The organism is Vibrio marisflavi CECT 7928 (genome assembly GCF_921294215.1).
In the GTDB taxonomy this organism is placed as follows: Bacteria; Pseudomonadota; Gammaproteobacteria; order Enterobacterales; family Vibrionaceae; genus Vibrio; species Vibrio marisflavi.
In genome coordinates this window covers 1,370,182-1,384,306 of the sequence record NZ_CAKLDM010000001.1, presented here as the reverse complement: position 1 = coordinate 1,384,306, position 14,125 = coordinate 1,370,182, and the positions used below count along the sequence as shown (strand labels likewise).

Below are 14,125 nucleotides of genomic sequence, written 5' to 3'. Positions count from 1 at the left end.
GATTTTCAATTAATTAGTGTGTGGTGTTTTTTCAATCCAACCGTGTTTTTAATGTTACATTTTGAAATATTTTGAAATATTCACTTTTTTCTCATTCCTAAAACAAATGCAACCTGATAAAGATCGCATAAAGTAAATGCAACAAAAATATTGATACATTCACTCTCTAGAATCGATTTTTGACTGAGAGCGAGTGCAATTGTTAATAGAGTTGTTAACCCATTCAAATTCTTTACGCTAGATAACATTTTGATATGAAACAAATATCTTATAATTGATTTTCAATATGTTTGTAATAAGTTTCAGTTGATATAACTCAACTGGTCATGAAATCAAATGTTGCCTAAAGTTTTAGGTATTCGCGTCAAGAGGCATAAACTATGGAATGGTTTAAAGATCTCCCTATCAAAGCAAAAATACTAGGCTTAGTATCGGTTTTATTATTGCTCCTCATTCTCACCTCTGCATTTAGCTCCTACAAAATGAGCGTCATTGGCAGCGAGCTAGAAGGTATTGCAGGTGAAAATATCCCGCTGGTTCAACTGGTCAGTGATATCACTATCAAGCAGCTTGAAGCAGCCATTCTGATAGAGAAAGCCCTTCGGTTAAACTCAGCAGAAGAAATCAAAGCCATTGATAAGAAGTTTCACCAACTTAGTCAAAGCGTTGATAAGGAAATAGTAGAAGCAAAGCAATTGCTGGAACTTGCCATTTCCCATGCCTTTACTGAAGAGCTGAAAGCAAAGGAGCAAGTGCTGTTAAATAAGCTCGAAAGCATTGTTGTTGAGCACAAAAGCTATGAACAGAAGGGTTTCGCCATTTTGTCACAACTGGCATCAGGAAATAGAGAAAGCGTAGATATTGATAACTTAGAGGCTGAACAAACTCGAGTGAATGAACACCTCAAAAGTTTTTTGGTTGAGTTAGAAAAGGTGACTGAAGAAACCGTCTTATTCACCGAGTCAGAAGAAAAATTAGCGTTGAGAATGATGATTATCATCTCTTCAATTTCAGCACTTATCGGAATAGGTGTCGGCTTGATAGTAAGCAGCTTTATCACCTCAAGGCTCACTAGTGCTAAGCAGCTAGCCAATAAAATGGCGCAAGGTGACTTTACCAGCACGCAACTTTCTGTATCTGGAGGCAAAGATGAAATAGGCGAGTTGATTCAAGCGATGGTGACAATGTCAAAAAACCTTAGCCAATCAGTGAGTACAATTCTAAATAATACTCGCCACATTGAAACCTCCATGAGCCAAGTCGCTGACTTGTCGAAGCAAAATTCAATTGTTGTTGATGATCAGTTCCAGCGAACAGATCAAGTCGCCGCAGCCATGATGGAAATGGCTTCCGCCATTACGGAAGTTGCGAGCAGTACCTCGAATGCCAGCGACACCGCAAACCAAGCCGAATCGCAAATAGAAAGCAGCCAGTCTATCGTGTCTAAGAATGTCAGTGCTGCAGAAAACTTGGTGTCCAATATGTCTGCCTCGAAAGAAGTCATCAATGAGCTAAAAGGCAATACTGAAGCTATCTCTAACTTCGTCAACACAATCAATGAAATCGCAGAGCAAACTAATTTGCTTGCTTTGAATGCATCCATCGAGGCCGCAAGAGCTGGCGAGCAAGGGCGCGGGTTTGCCGTTGTTGCTGATGAAGTGAGGTCGCTCGCTCAAAGAAGCCAAGAGTCAACAGGCCAGATTGCCTCATTAATTGAAAACCTTAAAAATAGCGCTGACTCTTCTGTGGAAACAATCGAACTCAGCTTTAATGCATCCAATACAGGATTAGTGCTGGCAAAAGAAATGGGAGCATCGTTTGAAACTCTCACCGAGCTAATGATTAACATCAGTGAAATGAGTACTCAAATTGCTACTGCCAGTGAAGAGCAATCAGTCACTGCAGAAGACGTAAATCAAAACTTAACATCAATTCGTGATACCAGTGAAGGCGTATTGACCAGCTCTCAGAGCACTGCCGAGCTAGTGGAAAAAACTAACCAATTAGTCCATGAACTGAAAGAAACAGTTGCGAACTTTAAAATATCCAAGCAAGCGTGACAAATATTCCCCGTAGAATCTGTAATAAGCAGGTGAAAAATTTCACCTGAAAAGGAAGTCAAATGAGTGAGAAAGTAAAGATAGCCTTGGAGTGGCTAAAAGAAATCTTGGACTCAGAGGGTACGGACTATCAAATCGTCGGCGGGCTAGCTGCCACTATTCATGGAGGTAGTCGTGCAATTGCAGATATCGACCTTTATATTCATAACTCTAACGCTCAAAAAGTGCTGTTCCATGTAGAGCAATATATAACCAAACCTTTAACTCATTACGTTGAACATGGCTGGGATCTAGAGTATTTTCAACTGGTTTACCAAGATCAAAAGATAGAAATTGGGTTATCTAAAAATACAAAGATACAGTCATACCAAGATGGTTCTTGGTATCCACTTGAAATTAAGTTTTCGGAGTCTGTGAAGAAAGACTATCAGGGTATTAAAGTGCCTGTCATTCCTGTTCATCGCTTGATTGAATACAAGCGGATACTAGGTAGGGAAGTAGATCTTGTCGACATACAAGAACTAACATTGAATCAATGTTAGGCGAGGACTTTAACTTGTAGTGGCTTGAAATAGTGAATAGGGAAACCATGGCATTAAGAGTAGTACCTGAACTTTATTGTTTAGATATTGAAATCACTAAATCTTTCTTTATTAGTGTATTAGGGTTTTCCGTTAAGTATGAGCGTTTAGAGCAAGAGTTTGCTTACCTTACCCTCGATGGCGTGGATTTAATGCTTGAAGGAATTTCAGGAAATAGCCGAAAATGGAAGACTGGTGATTTAGAGGCGCCGTTAGGTCGTGGTATCAATTTTCAATGGGATGTGGTGGATATTGAGGCTCTATATCAGAGGGTTCAGACAAGGGCTAAGGACTCTATCTACTTGGCTCTTGAGTTGCAGTCATATCAATGTGGTCAAATAACCGCTATCCAAAAGCAATTTATAGTTCAAACTCCAGATGGCTACTTATTCAGGTTTTGTCAGGATACTTAGTTTTTGCCAACCGACTAGCAACGGTCTTGTGAGGCGTAAGACTATGTTATTAAATCATGTACCTGCGCCACTTTAATTACCAAGTTTAGATTTCGTTGACAAAGGCTACCGACCCAATGTTGAGCTAGGTGCAATAAAATCTAAATTACTGATAATAAAGAAACTATGAGGTTGGCATGGCGCGTAAATACTCGTTTTTCGTTCATATGAATGCAACAAGAAACTGGTTATCTCTCGATAGAGAAGATAGAAACACCTATTTTTCCGAAACAGTGGAAGAGATTTTTTCTCGATATCCGAGTGTTTCCGTTAGACTGTACGATGCCGAAGCATTTACCGCTAAATGCAGTGATATAGCCGTATACGAAACAGAAAATATTCAAGACTATTACTACTTAATTGAAGAATTGCGAGATACTAAAGTTTTTACAGAGCCGTACTTTGAAATCGTTGATATATTCCCGGCAATCGAAAATGGTTTTGTAGAGTTTGAATCCAGGGCGGCTAACGTTTGATATACAAAACGAACAGCTTATTCCTTATAGAGTCAACATGTTGTGGTTGACTCGTTTCTGTCTCCTTTGCTCGCTTGTTATATAAGTAGCCTTGACACTGTGAGTTTTTGTTGGCCGAAAGAAACGTCATCAATACTAATTATTCTACCGCCAAAATTCAGTTTGGCTCATTACAGCTAACATCCTCGCGCTAAATAGCATAAAATGCACGGCCTTTACTTAGTTTGAGCCACTCATTGTAATGACAGATAAAACACAGCAAGCGACATTTGCCGACCTTGGCCTGATTCCAACCTTAGTCGAGCGACTAGAAGAGTTAGAATATAGCCAACCGACACCAATTCAATCACATACCATTCCTGATGTACTAAATGGTAGGGATATTGTTGGTGGCGCGAATACCGGTTCTGGTAAAACCGCTGCTTTTGCGTTGCCAATTCTGCAAAAAGTTGTTCAGCAAGCTGCATCGAATAGTCGTCGTGGTAATTTTGTTTCTCACCTGATTTTGGTTCCAACTCGTGAGCTGGCATCACAGGTGGCCTACAGCGTTAAATCTTATTCCTATCACCTTAAAGATAAGGTTAAAACGGTTGCAGTATTTGGTGGCGTATCGGTGAACCCTCAAATGCTAGCACTTCGTGGTGGCAGTGACATTATTGTGGCTACTCCGGGTCGATTGCTTGATCTGGTATCGAGTAATGCTATCAAGCTAAATCAAGTAAAAACACTCGTCCTCGATGAAGCTGACCGTATGTTGAGCCTCGGGTTTACTGACGAACTGAATAAGATTCTTGAATTACTGCCAGAGAAGAAACAGACGCTGCTATTTTCGGCTACTTTCCCTGAAAAAGTCACGACGTTGGCTCAGCACTTACTCAACGATCCAGTTGAAGTTCAATTGCAGAGCGCAGAAGCCAGCACTTTGGTTCAGCGTGTGTTTAGCGTAAATAAAGGTGAGAAGACTGCGGTACTTGCGCACCTAATCAAACAGCATCAATGGCGACAGACGTTGATTTTCGTCAATGCTAAGAATGCCTGTAACCACCTAGCTCAAAAATTGTCAAAACGTGGTATCACTGCCGAGGTTTTCCATGGCGATAAAGGGCAAGGCGCTCGCACTCGCGTCCTCGATGGCTTTAAGTCTGGTGAGATTCAAGTTCTTATCGCTACTGATATCGCAGCACGTGGTCTTGATATAGAAAAACTACCAGTAGTTATAAACTTTGATCTTCCACGTAGCCCCGCCGACTATATGCATCGCATCGGGCGCAGTGGTCGTGCAGGTGAAGTCGGTCTAGGCCTATCGCTTATCGATTATGATGACTATCACCATTTTAAAGTGATAGAAAAGAAAAATAAGTTCAAGCTTGACCGTGAGCAGGTAGAGGGCTTTGAAGTGGAAGATGACCAAAATGAAGCGTACTTCATGCCAATGAAACCACGTGCAAAACCTGCGGGTACAGGAAAAAAGAAGAAAAAACGCAATTAGTAGAGAAGTTCAATAGAGCCTTGCTAAGAATATATCGAGCAAGGCTTATTGCATTCTAAGGGGTTGTGTTATCGACGCGTAGGACGTCCACGAGGAGAGCGTTTTTTAAATGCAGATGCTGCTTTAGCTTGCGATTTGAGAATAGAATCAACGGTTAGTTGCATAGGCTCTTTAGGCTTTAGACCATGTGGGAAAGTACGAGCTCTCGGTGGTAAATCATATTCTTCTGCACTCGCACGGGGCATGCGCTTAAAGCGATAGAGATAAAAGTTTTCTAACTTCTCTCTCGCCCAATCGGTTTTCTTTAAATACTTCACGCTACTTGCAATTGAAGGTTTAGTATTGAAGCAATTAAAACGCATTGCGGTATCTAGAATGTCCCAGCCATAAAAATCCACCAACTCTTGCAACATAGTTTCTAGCTTTAACCCGTGCAGTGGGTTGTTCCGTTGCAGTTCGATTCTTTCTTCGTCAGTCATCATTTTAGGGGCCTCACTCATTAAAGGGCGGAGTTTAGCAAAGTATACGTTGCAGAGGTATCTATAGTCATACTGTGATGGTTTGAAAAGAAAACGATGAGGTCAGCTTTTCCGTTTGCTTGCCTAGGTTTCTCATACTGTAGTTGATTCAATTTATTCCATTTTTTAGGACGGTAATAAAATTTCACCTAGGTGAATCTTGCGATACAAATAAGTGAAAAGTGACTTGATAATTTACCAACATTAATTTTTATGTGCCATTTTTCCACATTCAAATTCACTTCAGTAAACATCTACAGCCAGTTAACTAGGCTGATTAAAGTAAAAATTCTAATTAGTCATCAATCTAAAGCCTGCCATACTAATACTATTGGATGATTTAAGTTTTTATGACTTAAAAAATTGGAAAAATCTATTTTGTAATTCATAGGAAACGATATGTACAGAAACTTTGCTTTCTCGATATTGCTTATGCCATTTCTAGTATTTTCAGAAACTAAGAGTGAGTTAACTATCAATCATAGTTATTTTAAACCGTATGTTTGGGCTGAGAAAGGGGAAGCGTCTCAAGGGATATATGTCGATATCCTCAAGGAGGCTATAGAAGTTCGTATGAATATACCAATCAAGTTTCAGAGCTATCCTTGGACAAGAGCTCAGATGAATGTGCAGAAAGGGATAGACGATGGGTTTATTACAATACCTACATCGGAACGATTGGAATACAGCATTGCAAATGAAGTACCTATCATTATAGAAAAAGTGGCGGTTTTTACGTATCCATCACATCCGGAGCGAGTTACATTAGAAAAAGCTCAGACTATTAACGATTTAAAACCTTATAAAATTATTTCATATTTGGGAAACGGATGGGCCAAGAAGAATTTGGTTGACCATGAAGTAGATTACGGTTCAAAAGATCTTTTGGTGAGCTTACAAAAGCTTATTAAAAGAAGAGGGGACATCATTGTCGGCTCAAAGATAGTAACGCTTTATAACTTGAAGAAATATAATCTTATTCATCAGATAACAAGAGTGGCAGACCTTAAAAAACAAGTGAATCTAAAACTACTAATAGGGCGTAAATCAGAATATAGGGCTATTTTAAAACAATTAGATAGTACTCTTAAACAGATGGAAAAAGATGGTACTCGAGATAAAATTATATCCAAATATATCAAGGCTAACACATTACCCACTACTCCCTAAATACTAGAAGAAAAGCACATCATTCAAGCCGTAGAGTATCAATCCAAAGCAGATCTGGTTTCTTACAATGGCTGTGGGCTCCTTGCAGTTCCCAACTCACTAGTAGCTGAAAAGTTTTGTAGATCAGGTAGTAATCAAGAAATTTTTGCTACTGACTCATGCTGTTGAATCAAACTCTTAAACATGTATACTAAATGAATGTTTAAGAGTTTGCGATAAATGACGCTTGTGCTCTAACTGGTATCAGGTCACTAAGGTAACGAGGAAAACAAATGTTGAAATATCTTATGAACTTAGATCGTTCGTATTACTACTTCTTTGGCTGGGCTGCCCTTCTAGGACTTATCGCCCCCTTCATTGTTCTGATAGTAGCCATTAATGGTGGCTAGAGAGGTGTAGCGCGCGTAAAAAAGCTTGGGAAAGTGGGGGGAGGCTATATTTGCGAAAAAGGTGTTGCTGCAAAAATGGTTTTTTCTTTGATCAGCCACTTTATAAGACTAGGATTTCATTAAGGCCTATTTAGGTAGTGATATCGTAAACATCCCTTTAGGGGGTGTCTTTACGCCCTCAGAATGGTTAGCTTATGCCCAAAACAAAGTTAAGTTTGAATGCAAACTTTTACTACAGTGACCATCTTTCCCCTAGCATATCTAATACAGACTTGAACTCCAGCCCCAGCCGTCGGTTGGAGTTCGAAAATGTTTAGTTTACCCTATTGTAAGCAGTGTCTTAGATTGAGCATCGGTACCATAAGCTGTTAGCCCAGAGATATAAAGTGTGCCATTGTGCTTGATTCCATGTACATAGGGCCCAATTGCTTTTGGTAAGCTTTTATAAGACTGCCGTTCTACCATTACATTCTCCTTTAATTGAATGACAACGAATACAAATCAGACACGCGAATCTCTTTTCCAAAATGATGGACAACATGCTCACTAAAATACGACTTTTGCATATTCGTAAAAGACCCAGTCGCTTCAGTAACAACAAATGTATTGTATCCGAGGTCATGAGCTGATCTCAGAGTTGACTCCACACATACATGGGTAGCAAAGCCAGCTAATATTAGATTCGTAATACCGTTATTTCTTAAGAAGCAATCTAAGTTACTACCAGAAAAAGCACTAGCACCTACCCGTTCTGTGACCGTATGTTCATTTTCTTGAGGCAGAAAATCGGGATGAATTTCCCCTTGAAATCCTTGCCATCGTTTGGATTTGGAAATGGCACTTCTTAGCCCAAATTCTGCTTGTCCGAAAACTTTGTATTGTTTGTCGGGCTTCATGAGAACGTGAATAACAGTAAACCCTAATTCTCTAGATAAAGACAAAGCTCTTTTAGAGTGAGTAATTGCTTGCTCAAATTGCTCTTCATCTAAAACAAGCTTGCTTCTCAGGCTACCGTAATCACTTACCCATTCGTTCTGATATTCAATTAAAACAAGTGCAGTCTGCGCTGGTAATAAATCTAGCTTTTCCATCATTAGTCCTTCTTATTCGAAGGAATAAAAGGTTATATGTGGTGGGAAGGAAGTGCATTATCAAATGTTAAGGTGAGTGTTTTAATCTTGAGAATGTTACAGGGCTCATTCCTAAATAACTTGCTATATGGCAGTCACTGATTCTTTCAAACAATTTGGGCTCTTTAAGGGTAAGTTGTTGAATAAGCTCCGACTTGTCTAGGGTTAATAGACGATACTCTCGATCAACTTTGGCATCTGCTAACCACTCTAGGTACGTCATGTAGAATTTGTCCCAAATATTGAGACTGGTAAGTTGCTCCTTGAATTGGTCGAAATCTATGTATCGGAGGTGTGTTTGTTCGCAGGTAACAATGCCGAATAAGCTTGGGCGGTTACGCGCAATAGGTGCAACAGGGAAAAACACATCTTTGTCAAACAAAAACAATTTGTTAGCTTCGTTTCCATCAGGAGTAAGATAGTAAAATCGTACTGAACCCTCGCTTAGTAGGTATACATGACTAAATACTTCGTTGATATTCAGGATGTGGTGTCCCTTCTTAAACTGTGCACTTTTAAAACTAAACAGTAAATTTTCAATTTGGGGAGCACTTAAGCCAAGCTCTAACAGCAAATTATCGAAGTTTGGGTATGACATGTAGATCCTGCTCTTGGGACTAGGGGGACTATCGGTGGTAATAGTACTATACAGCATTGGTATTCGGATCAATCAATAATGCCTAACATTTATTTTATGTAGCGATAGTCTGTGATTTTTCGCGCTAAATTTGCCCCATTGTTGTTTATCAATGCACATATTATTCAGGCTAATTTGGTTAACTCGAGTGCTTTTGAAGCACGTTTAATATCTCAAGGCAATTTTGCACCAAAGCTTCACAGGATAAGACAACAAACCGCTGTGTATACCCAAGTAAAATTAAAGCGGAGTTAATCGTGCAGAACAATTGGAGTTTGGTTCATAGAACCACTCATATTTATCGAGGATAATCAGCCGAAGACCCAATATTTACAAATTGACTCATTGCAGAGGAAAATGATGCTGCTGACAGCTTTAGTTGAAAATACTCGGCTCGGCAATCGGCCCGATCTCAAAGTAGAGAGAGGTTTGTCGTTCCATGCAGAAACAATGGGTAAACAAATACTATTTGATGCTGGTAATAGTCAGGCTTTTTGTGACAACGCAAAACGACTAAACATCAATATGAAATCTGTCGATGCTGCGGTTATTTCACATCACCATAATGATCACTGCAATGGTGTTACTCACTTCCTTTCGCTCAACTCTACTGCTCCAGTTTTTATTCGGGATTGTGAAAATATTGAATACGTTTTTAAGGCATTCGGCTTCAGGAACAATGTAGGTTTCAATAAAGGTGTGCTGAAACAGTCCCCAAATAGATTCGTTTTTGTCGACACTTTAACCGAAATATACCCTGATATTTTTATTGTTACGGAGTTAAGCAATAAGCACTCTCTTCCCAAAGGAAATAAATATCTTTTTACTCAAAGTGATACAGGTTATCACGCTGATACCTTTAAGCATGAATTGCTACTTATAGTAAAAGAGGATGATGGTATAGTGATCTTTACCGGATGTGCTCACAACGGTGTACTTAATATGCTAGAGACAACAGTTCAGTTGTTCCCAGGTTCTAGGATCAAAGCTGTTGTGGGCGGCTTTCATTTGGTCGGCCTTCCTTTATTTAATAGCATCGGTGGTAGTAAAAATGACATTGAAGCCATTGGAGAAACATTGCTCAGCTACCCCGTAGATAAATTGTATACAGGCCATTGCACTGGGATAAAGGCGTACGGAATACTTAAGAACGTGCTTGGTGATCGACTTGAATACTTTCCAACGGGTCGAAGCCTGACCATATAGGGTTATATCACCAACAGGAAAATTTATCTGGGGTAGCAGCTGCTACGGAAAAGGCATTTTTCCGAACATGACTTTCCTCCATTCCTATTTGAGGTTTTTGGAACAAATAGGAATGTTTTTATCACTACAAAGTGAGCTAAGCTATTTAATTACTTTATCTTTGGATGCAATGACTGTGATGCCATCTGTCCATACATAACCGATATAATCAACATAAGGATCTCTTTCAGGAGTGCGCAAAGCAATGCCCCTGACGCATGTTCTCGGGTTAGGCATAATGACGGGGCGAATAGATACCCCCACTTCGTGAAGTCACTGGGGTATAAAGTAGATTAATATCACAGTAACCGTCGTCTTAAGCCTGATCTTTCCAGTATTCGAGCCGAAATTTCTTCTACGGATAGAGATGACGTATTGATATATGGAATGGCTTCACGTCTAAATAAGGCCTCCACTTTTTCTATTTCACTAATGCATTGCTCTATATCGGCATACTTGCTCCCTGCTAATCGGTTCTCTCGTATTTCCGTTAAACGTTCGGGTAAGATGGTTAAGCCAAATAACTTGTGTCGGTGTACTTCGAATTCTTTCAGTAGCTTTAAGCTACTCATATCTTCTTGTATATAAGGATAGTTGACCACTCTAAGGCCAAATTGCATTGCCATATAAAGGCTAGTCGGGGTTTTGCCACTTCTAGAAACGCCCAGCAATATGATATCGGCATCATTTAGGTTAGTAAGCTTTATACCGTCATCGTGAGCCAAAGTGTATTCGATGGCGTTGATGCGGTCGAAATAGCTCTTGGAGTCTTTACTGACACTACGTGAGCGCTGAAGCTTCGGTTTTGGTTCGATTTGTATGTCATTTTTAACTTTTTTTACGATATCTTCGAGGACGTCGTAGCAATGGGCTGGAGCGTCTAGTAGCTTTTTCTTTAGTTCGGGTATGACAATAGAGAAGAAGACTAGGGGTTTATTCCCCTTGTTTTTATATGAGTTGGAAATTTCTTTTAGCAGATCGGACAATTTGTCTTCACTTTCAACAAATGGAAAAGTCTTCTCGTTCACATCAAACTGAAATTGCCCCAATACTACATGACCTAGGGTTTCACATGTGATAGCAGTTCCGTCAGAAACATAGAACACATCACGGCTTTGACTATTAGTTGGCATATTTTATTTAGCAATGAAAATTGGTTTGAGTAGGATGGTCACCATAATACCGATAATAAAACTCGGCTGGCAATTGCGCCTGCCACAGCTTGATAAAATAATGTGTTTTGGGTGAAGCAATCGTTTGCTTTATCCATAAAATAAAACTGTACTGTGTGTGGAGAAAAAGATGCAAAAGAATACCCTCTGGTTTGATGGCCTATCTATGCAAGATGTCGATAAAGTCGGCGGAAAAAATGCCTCATTAGGCGAAATGGTCTCTAACCTTTCGAGTGTGGGCGTTAGCGTGCCCAATGGATTTGCAACAACATCGTATGCGTTTAATCAGTTTCTAGATTTTGGTGGGCTTGACGAGCGTATCCATCAGCTGCTTGATGAACTTGACGTTGATAACGTTGATGAGCTTCGCAAAACGGGTGCCATGATTCGTCAATGGGTAATGGATGCACCTTTTCCAGATGATCTCGAACAAGATATTAGAACCAATTATTTAGAGTTGGTTGACGACAATCAAGAGATCTCCGTTGCGGTGCGCTCATCTGCCACAGCAGAAGACTTACCCGATGCTTCTTTTGCTGGTCAACAAGAAACATTTCTTAATGTCAAAGGGGTCGATGCGGTATTAGAAGCAACAAAACACGTCTATGCCTCCTTATTTAACGATCGTGCGATTTCTTATCGTGTTCACCAAGGTTTCGATCACCGTGGTATTTCTCTATCCGCTGGTATTCAACGAATGGTGCGTTCAGACAAAGCATCTTCCGGTGTCATGTTTACCCTTGATACTGAATCTGGCTTTGATCAAGTGGTGTTTATTACTTCGGCTTGGGGCTTAGGTGAGATGGTAGTCCAAGGCGCTGTCAACCCAGATGAATTCTATGTACATAAAGCGATGTTGGAAGCTGGACACAATCCAATTGTAAAGAAGACGTTTGGTTCCAAGATGACCAAGATGGTTTATTCCAATGACCAAGAGATTGGCAAGCAAGTCAGTATTATTGATACCACTGATAATGAACGAGCTCAGTTCTCATTAACAGACTCAGAGATTCAGGAGCTGGCGAAACAAGCTCTTATTATAGAAAAGCACTATCAACGTCCAATGGACATAGAGTGGGCAAAAGATGGTATCGATGGGAAGTTGTACATTGTTCAGGCAAGGCCAGAAACAGTGTGCTCACAGAGCGATCAAAATGTCATAGAGCGTTATGAACTAAATAACAAAGCAGATGTGTTAGTTGAAGGCCGAGCGATAGGTCAACGCATAGGAGGTGGCACTGTACGTTTGGTTGACTCTTTAGATCAGATGTCTTTGGTGCAAGATGGTGATGTTTTAGTTACCGACATGACAGACCCAGATTGGGAGCCCGTTATGAAAAAAGCCTCCGCGATAGTGACCAATCGTGGTGGTCGCACCTGCCACGCAGCCATTATTGCGCGGGAACTTGGAATACCTGCGATAGTAGGTTGTGGGGATGCGACAACAAAATTGGAAGATGGCAGTGTAGTCACCGCGTCGTGCTCAGAAGGTGAGACGGGCTATGTGTATAGTGGTGAGCTTGAGTTTGAGGTGAAACGTTCTTCCGTGGATGAATTGCCCCTGCTACCGACTAAGGTGATGATGAATGTGGGGAACCCTGAGCGTGCGTTCGATTTTGCCCAAATTCCAAATGAAGGAGTAGGGCTTGCTCGTCTGGAGTTTATTATCAATAAAATGATCGGCATTCACCCTAAAGCATTGCTGAACTTTAACCAGCAAACCGATGAGTTGAAAAAGGAGATTAATCAGCGCATACGAGGTTACAAGAACCCGATTGATTTTTATGTGAGCAAGTTGACGGAAGGTATTGCTACTATTGCCGCTGCATTCTGGCCTAAACGAGTGATTGTAAGGATGTCGGATTTCAAATCAAATGAATATAGCAACCTGATTGGTGGGAGTGCTTATGAACCACATGAAGAGAACCCAATGCTTGGGTTCCGTGGCGCCTCTCGTTATATATCACCTGCCTTTGAACAATGTTTTGAGCTAGAGACCCAAGCGATTAAGCGGGTACGAAATGAGATGGGCTTTAAAAACGTGGAGATCATGATCCCGTTTGTACGTACTCCTTCTGAAGCCAGTTCAGTCATTGATCTACTCGCCAAGTACGACTTGCGTCGAGGCGATCAGGGCTTAAAAGTGATTATGATGTGTGAGCTACCTTCTAACGCGGTACTTGCAGAACAGTTCCTCAGATACTTCGATGGATTCTCCATCGGGTCAAATGATATGACTCAGCTCACGTTGGGGTTAGATAGAGACTCAGGTGATGTCGCCCATTTGTTTGATGAGCGGAACCCGGCGGTCAAAGCGATGTTATCTATGGCGATAGACGCGGCCAAAAAAGCTGGAAAGTATGTTGGTATTTGCGGTCAAGGACCATCAGATCATGAAGATCTTGCTGAATGGTTAATGGAGCAAGGCATCAGTTCTGTTTCGCTAAATCCTGACACCGTTCTCGATACTTGGCTTAAATTAGGGGAAGTTGCGCCTAAGTAGATAACGCTGAGCGCAAAAAATACTGTGAACCTTATAACTAAAGGTTCACGTGCTAGTAAAAACCTTGCCGCTTATTTTTTGTAAGTGGCAAGGTTCAGATACCTCAAAGTCCAATAACCTACAGGACTCATGTACTGCAGTGCTTGTTTGAGCCGTGCAACTTCTCTTGGAGGTTTTAGCGCAACAAAGCTACTCCAAGCTAACAAATACACACTTTTCTAGCCCTTCGGGGACCTATTTCTCATACACCAATGCCCCGTTGCAAATGAAGCAAATACGAAAATCAGAACTATACTAATCCAG

General features: G+C 40.6%; 13 protein-coding genes. 8 read left to right on the top strand and 5 right to left on the bottom strand.

From position 1 onward, the window contains the following. Positions 1-380 precede the first annotated feature (380 nt). From L7A31_RS06170 to L7A31_RS06150, 5 genes are all read left to right on the top strand, one after another. Positions 381-2,060 (top strand): methyl-accepting chemotaxis protein, encoded by a 1,680-nt coding sequence (locus tag L7A31_RS06170; protein WP_237360617.1) that lies wholly within the window; start codon positions 381-383, stop codon positions 2,058-2,060. 62 nt (positions 2,061-2,122) lie between these two features. Further along, the gene (locus L7A31_RS06165; protein ID WP_237360616.1) at positions 2,123-2,602 is read left to right on the top strand and encodes a MazG-related protein; all 480 of its coding nucleotides are present in this window, start codon (positions 2,123-2,125) and stop codon (positions 2,600-2,602) included. Positions 2,603-2,649: 47 nt separating this feature from the next. Next, positions 2,650-3,054 (top strand): bleomycin resistance protein, encoded by a 405-nt coding sequence (locus tag L7A31_RS06160; protein ID WP_237360615.1) that lies wholly within the window; start codon positions 2,650-2,652, stop codon positions 3,052-3,054. Positions 3,055-3,230: 176 nt separating this feature from the next. Then, positions 3,231-3,569, top strand: coding sequence for a darcynin family protein (locus tag L7A31_RS06155; RefSeq protein ID WP_237360614.1), 339 nt, complete (start codon positions 3,231-3,233; stop codon positions 3,567-3,569). 241 nt (positions 3,570-3,810) lie between these two features. Beyond that, positions 3,811-5,058, top strand: coding sequence for a DEAD/DEAH box helicase (locus tag L7A31_RS06150; protein ID WP_237360613.1), 1,248 nt, complete (start codon positions 3,811-3,813; stop codon positions 5,056-5,058). Between the two features lie 68 nt (positions 5,059-5,126). Here L7A31_RS06150 and L7A31_RS06145 read toward each other — a convergent pair whose 3' ends face one another. Next, positions 5,127-5,540: a VF530 family protein gene (locus L7A31_RS06145; protein ID WP_237360612.1), complete on the bottom strand. Its 414-nt coding sequence runs from the start codon at positions 5,538-5,540 to the stop codon at positions 5,127-5,129. A 435-nt stretch (positions 5,541-5,975) separates the two neighbouring features. Between L7A31_RS06145 and L7A31_RS06140 the strand changes: the two genes are divergently transcribed. Continuing rightward, the gene (locus L7A31_RS06140; protein WP_237360611.1) at positions 5,976-6,746 is read left to right on the top strand and encodes a substrate-binding periplasmic protein; all 771 of its coding nucleotides are present in this window, start codon (positions 5,976-5,978) and stop codon (positions 6,744-6,746) included. Between the two features lie 707 nt (positions 6,747-7,453). On the opposite strand, the gene L7A31_RS06135 is transcribed toward L7A31_RS06140, so the two are convergent. The 3 genes from L7A31_RS06135 to L7A31_RS06125 all read right to left on the bottom strand — a co-directional run bounded on the left by L7A31_RS06135 (position 7,454) and on the right by L7A31_RS06125 (position 8,863). Further along, positions 7,454-7,600: a RidA family protein gene (locus L7A31_RS06135; RefSeq protein ID WP_237360610.1), complete on the bottom strand. Its 147-nt coding sequence runs from the start codon at positions 7,598-7,600 to the stop codon at positions 7,454-7,456. An 11-nt stretch (positions 7,601-7,611) separates the two neighbouring features. Next, positions 7,612-8,229 (bottom strand): cysteine hydrolase family protein, encoded by a 618-nt coding sequence (locus tag L7A31_RS06130; RefSeq protein WP_237360609.1) that lies wholly within the window; start codon positions 8,227-8,229, stop codon positions 7,612-7,614. 64 nt (positions 8,230-8,293) lie between these two features. Further along, positions 8,294-8,863: a Crp/Fnr family transcriptional regulator gene (locus L7A31_RS06125; RefSeq protein ID WP_237360608.1), complete on the bottom strand. Its 570-nt coding sequence runs from the start codon at positions 8,861-8,863 to the stop codon at positions 8,294-8,296. 399 nt (positions 8,864-9,262) lie between these two features. Between L7A31_RS06125 and L7A31_RS06120 the strand changes: the two genes are divergently transcribed. Then, entirely contained in the window at positions 9,263-10,108 is an 846-nt protein-coding gene (locus tag L7A31_RS06120; protein WP_237360767.1) for an MBL fold metallo-hydrolase, read from the top strand. Positions 10,109-10,446: 338 nt separating this feature from the next. Here L7A31_RS06120 and ppsR read toward each other — a convergent pair whose 3' ends face one another. Further along, positions 10,447-11,280 carry a posphoenolpyruvate synthetase regulatory kinase/phosphorylase PpsR gene (gene ppsR / locus L7A31_RS06115; protein ID WP_237360607.1) on the bottom strand — a complete coding sequence of 278 codons (834 nt, stop codon included), beginning with the start codon at positions 11,278-11,280 and terminating at the stop codon, positions 10,447-10,449. Positions 11,281-11,449: 169 nt separating this feature from the next. On the opposite strand from ppsR, the gene ppsA reads away from it, so the two are divergent. Beyond that, positions 11,450-13,822 (top strand): phosphoenolpyruvate synthase, encoded by a 2,373-nt coding sequence (ppsA, locus tag L7A31_RS06110; RefSeq protein ID WP_237360606.1) that lies wholly within the window; start codon positions 11,450-11,452, stop codon positions 13,820-13,822. Positions 13,823-14,125 lie beyond the last annotated feature (303 nt).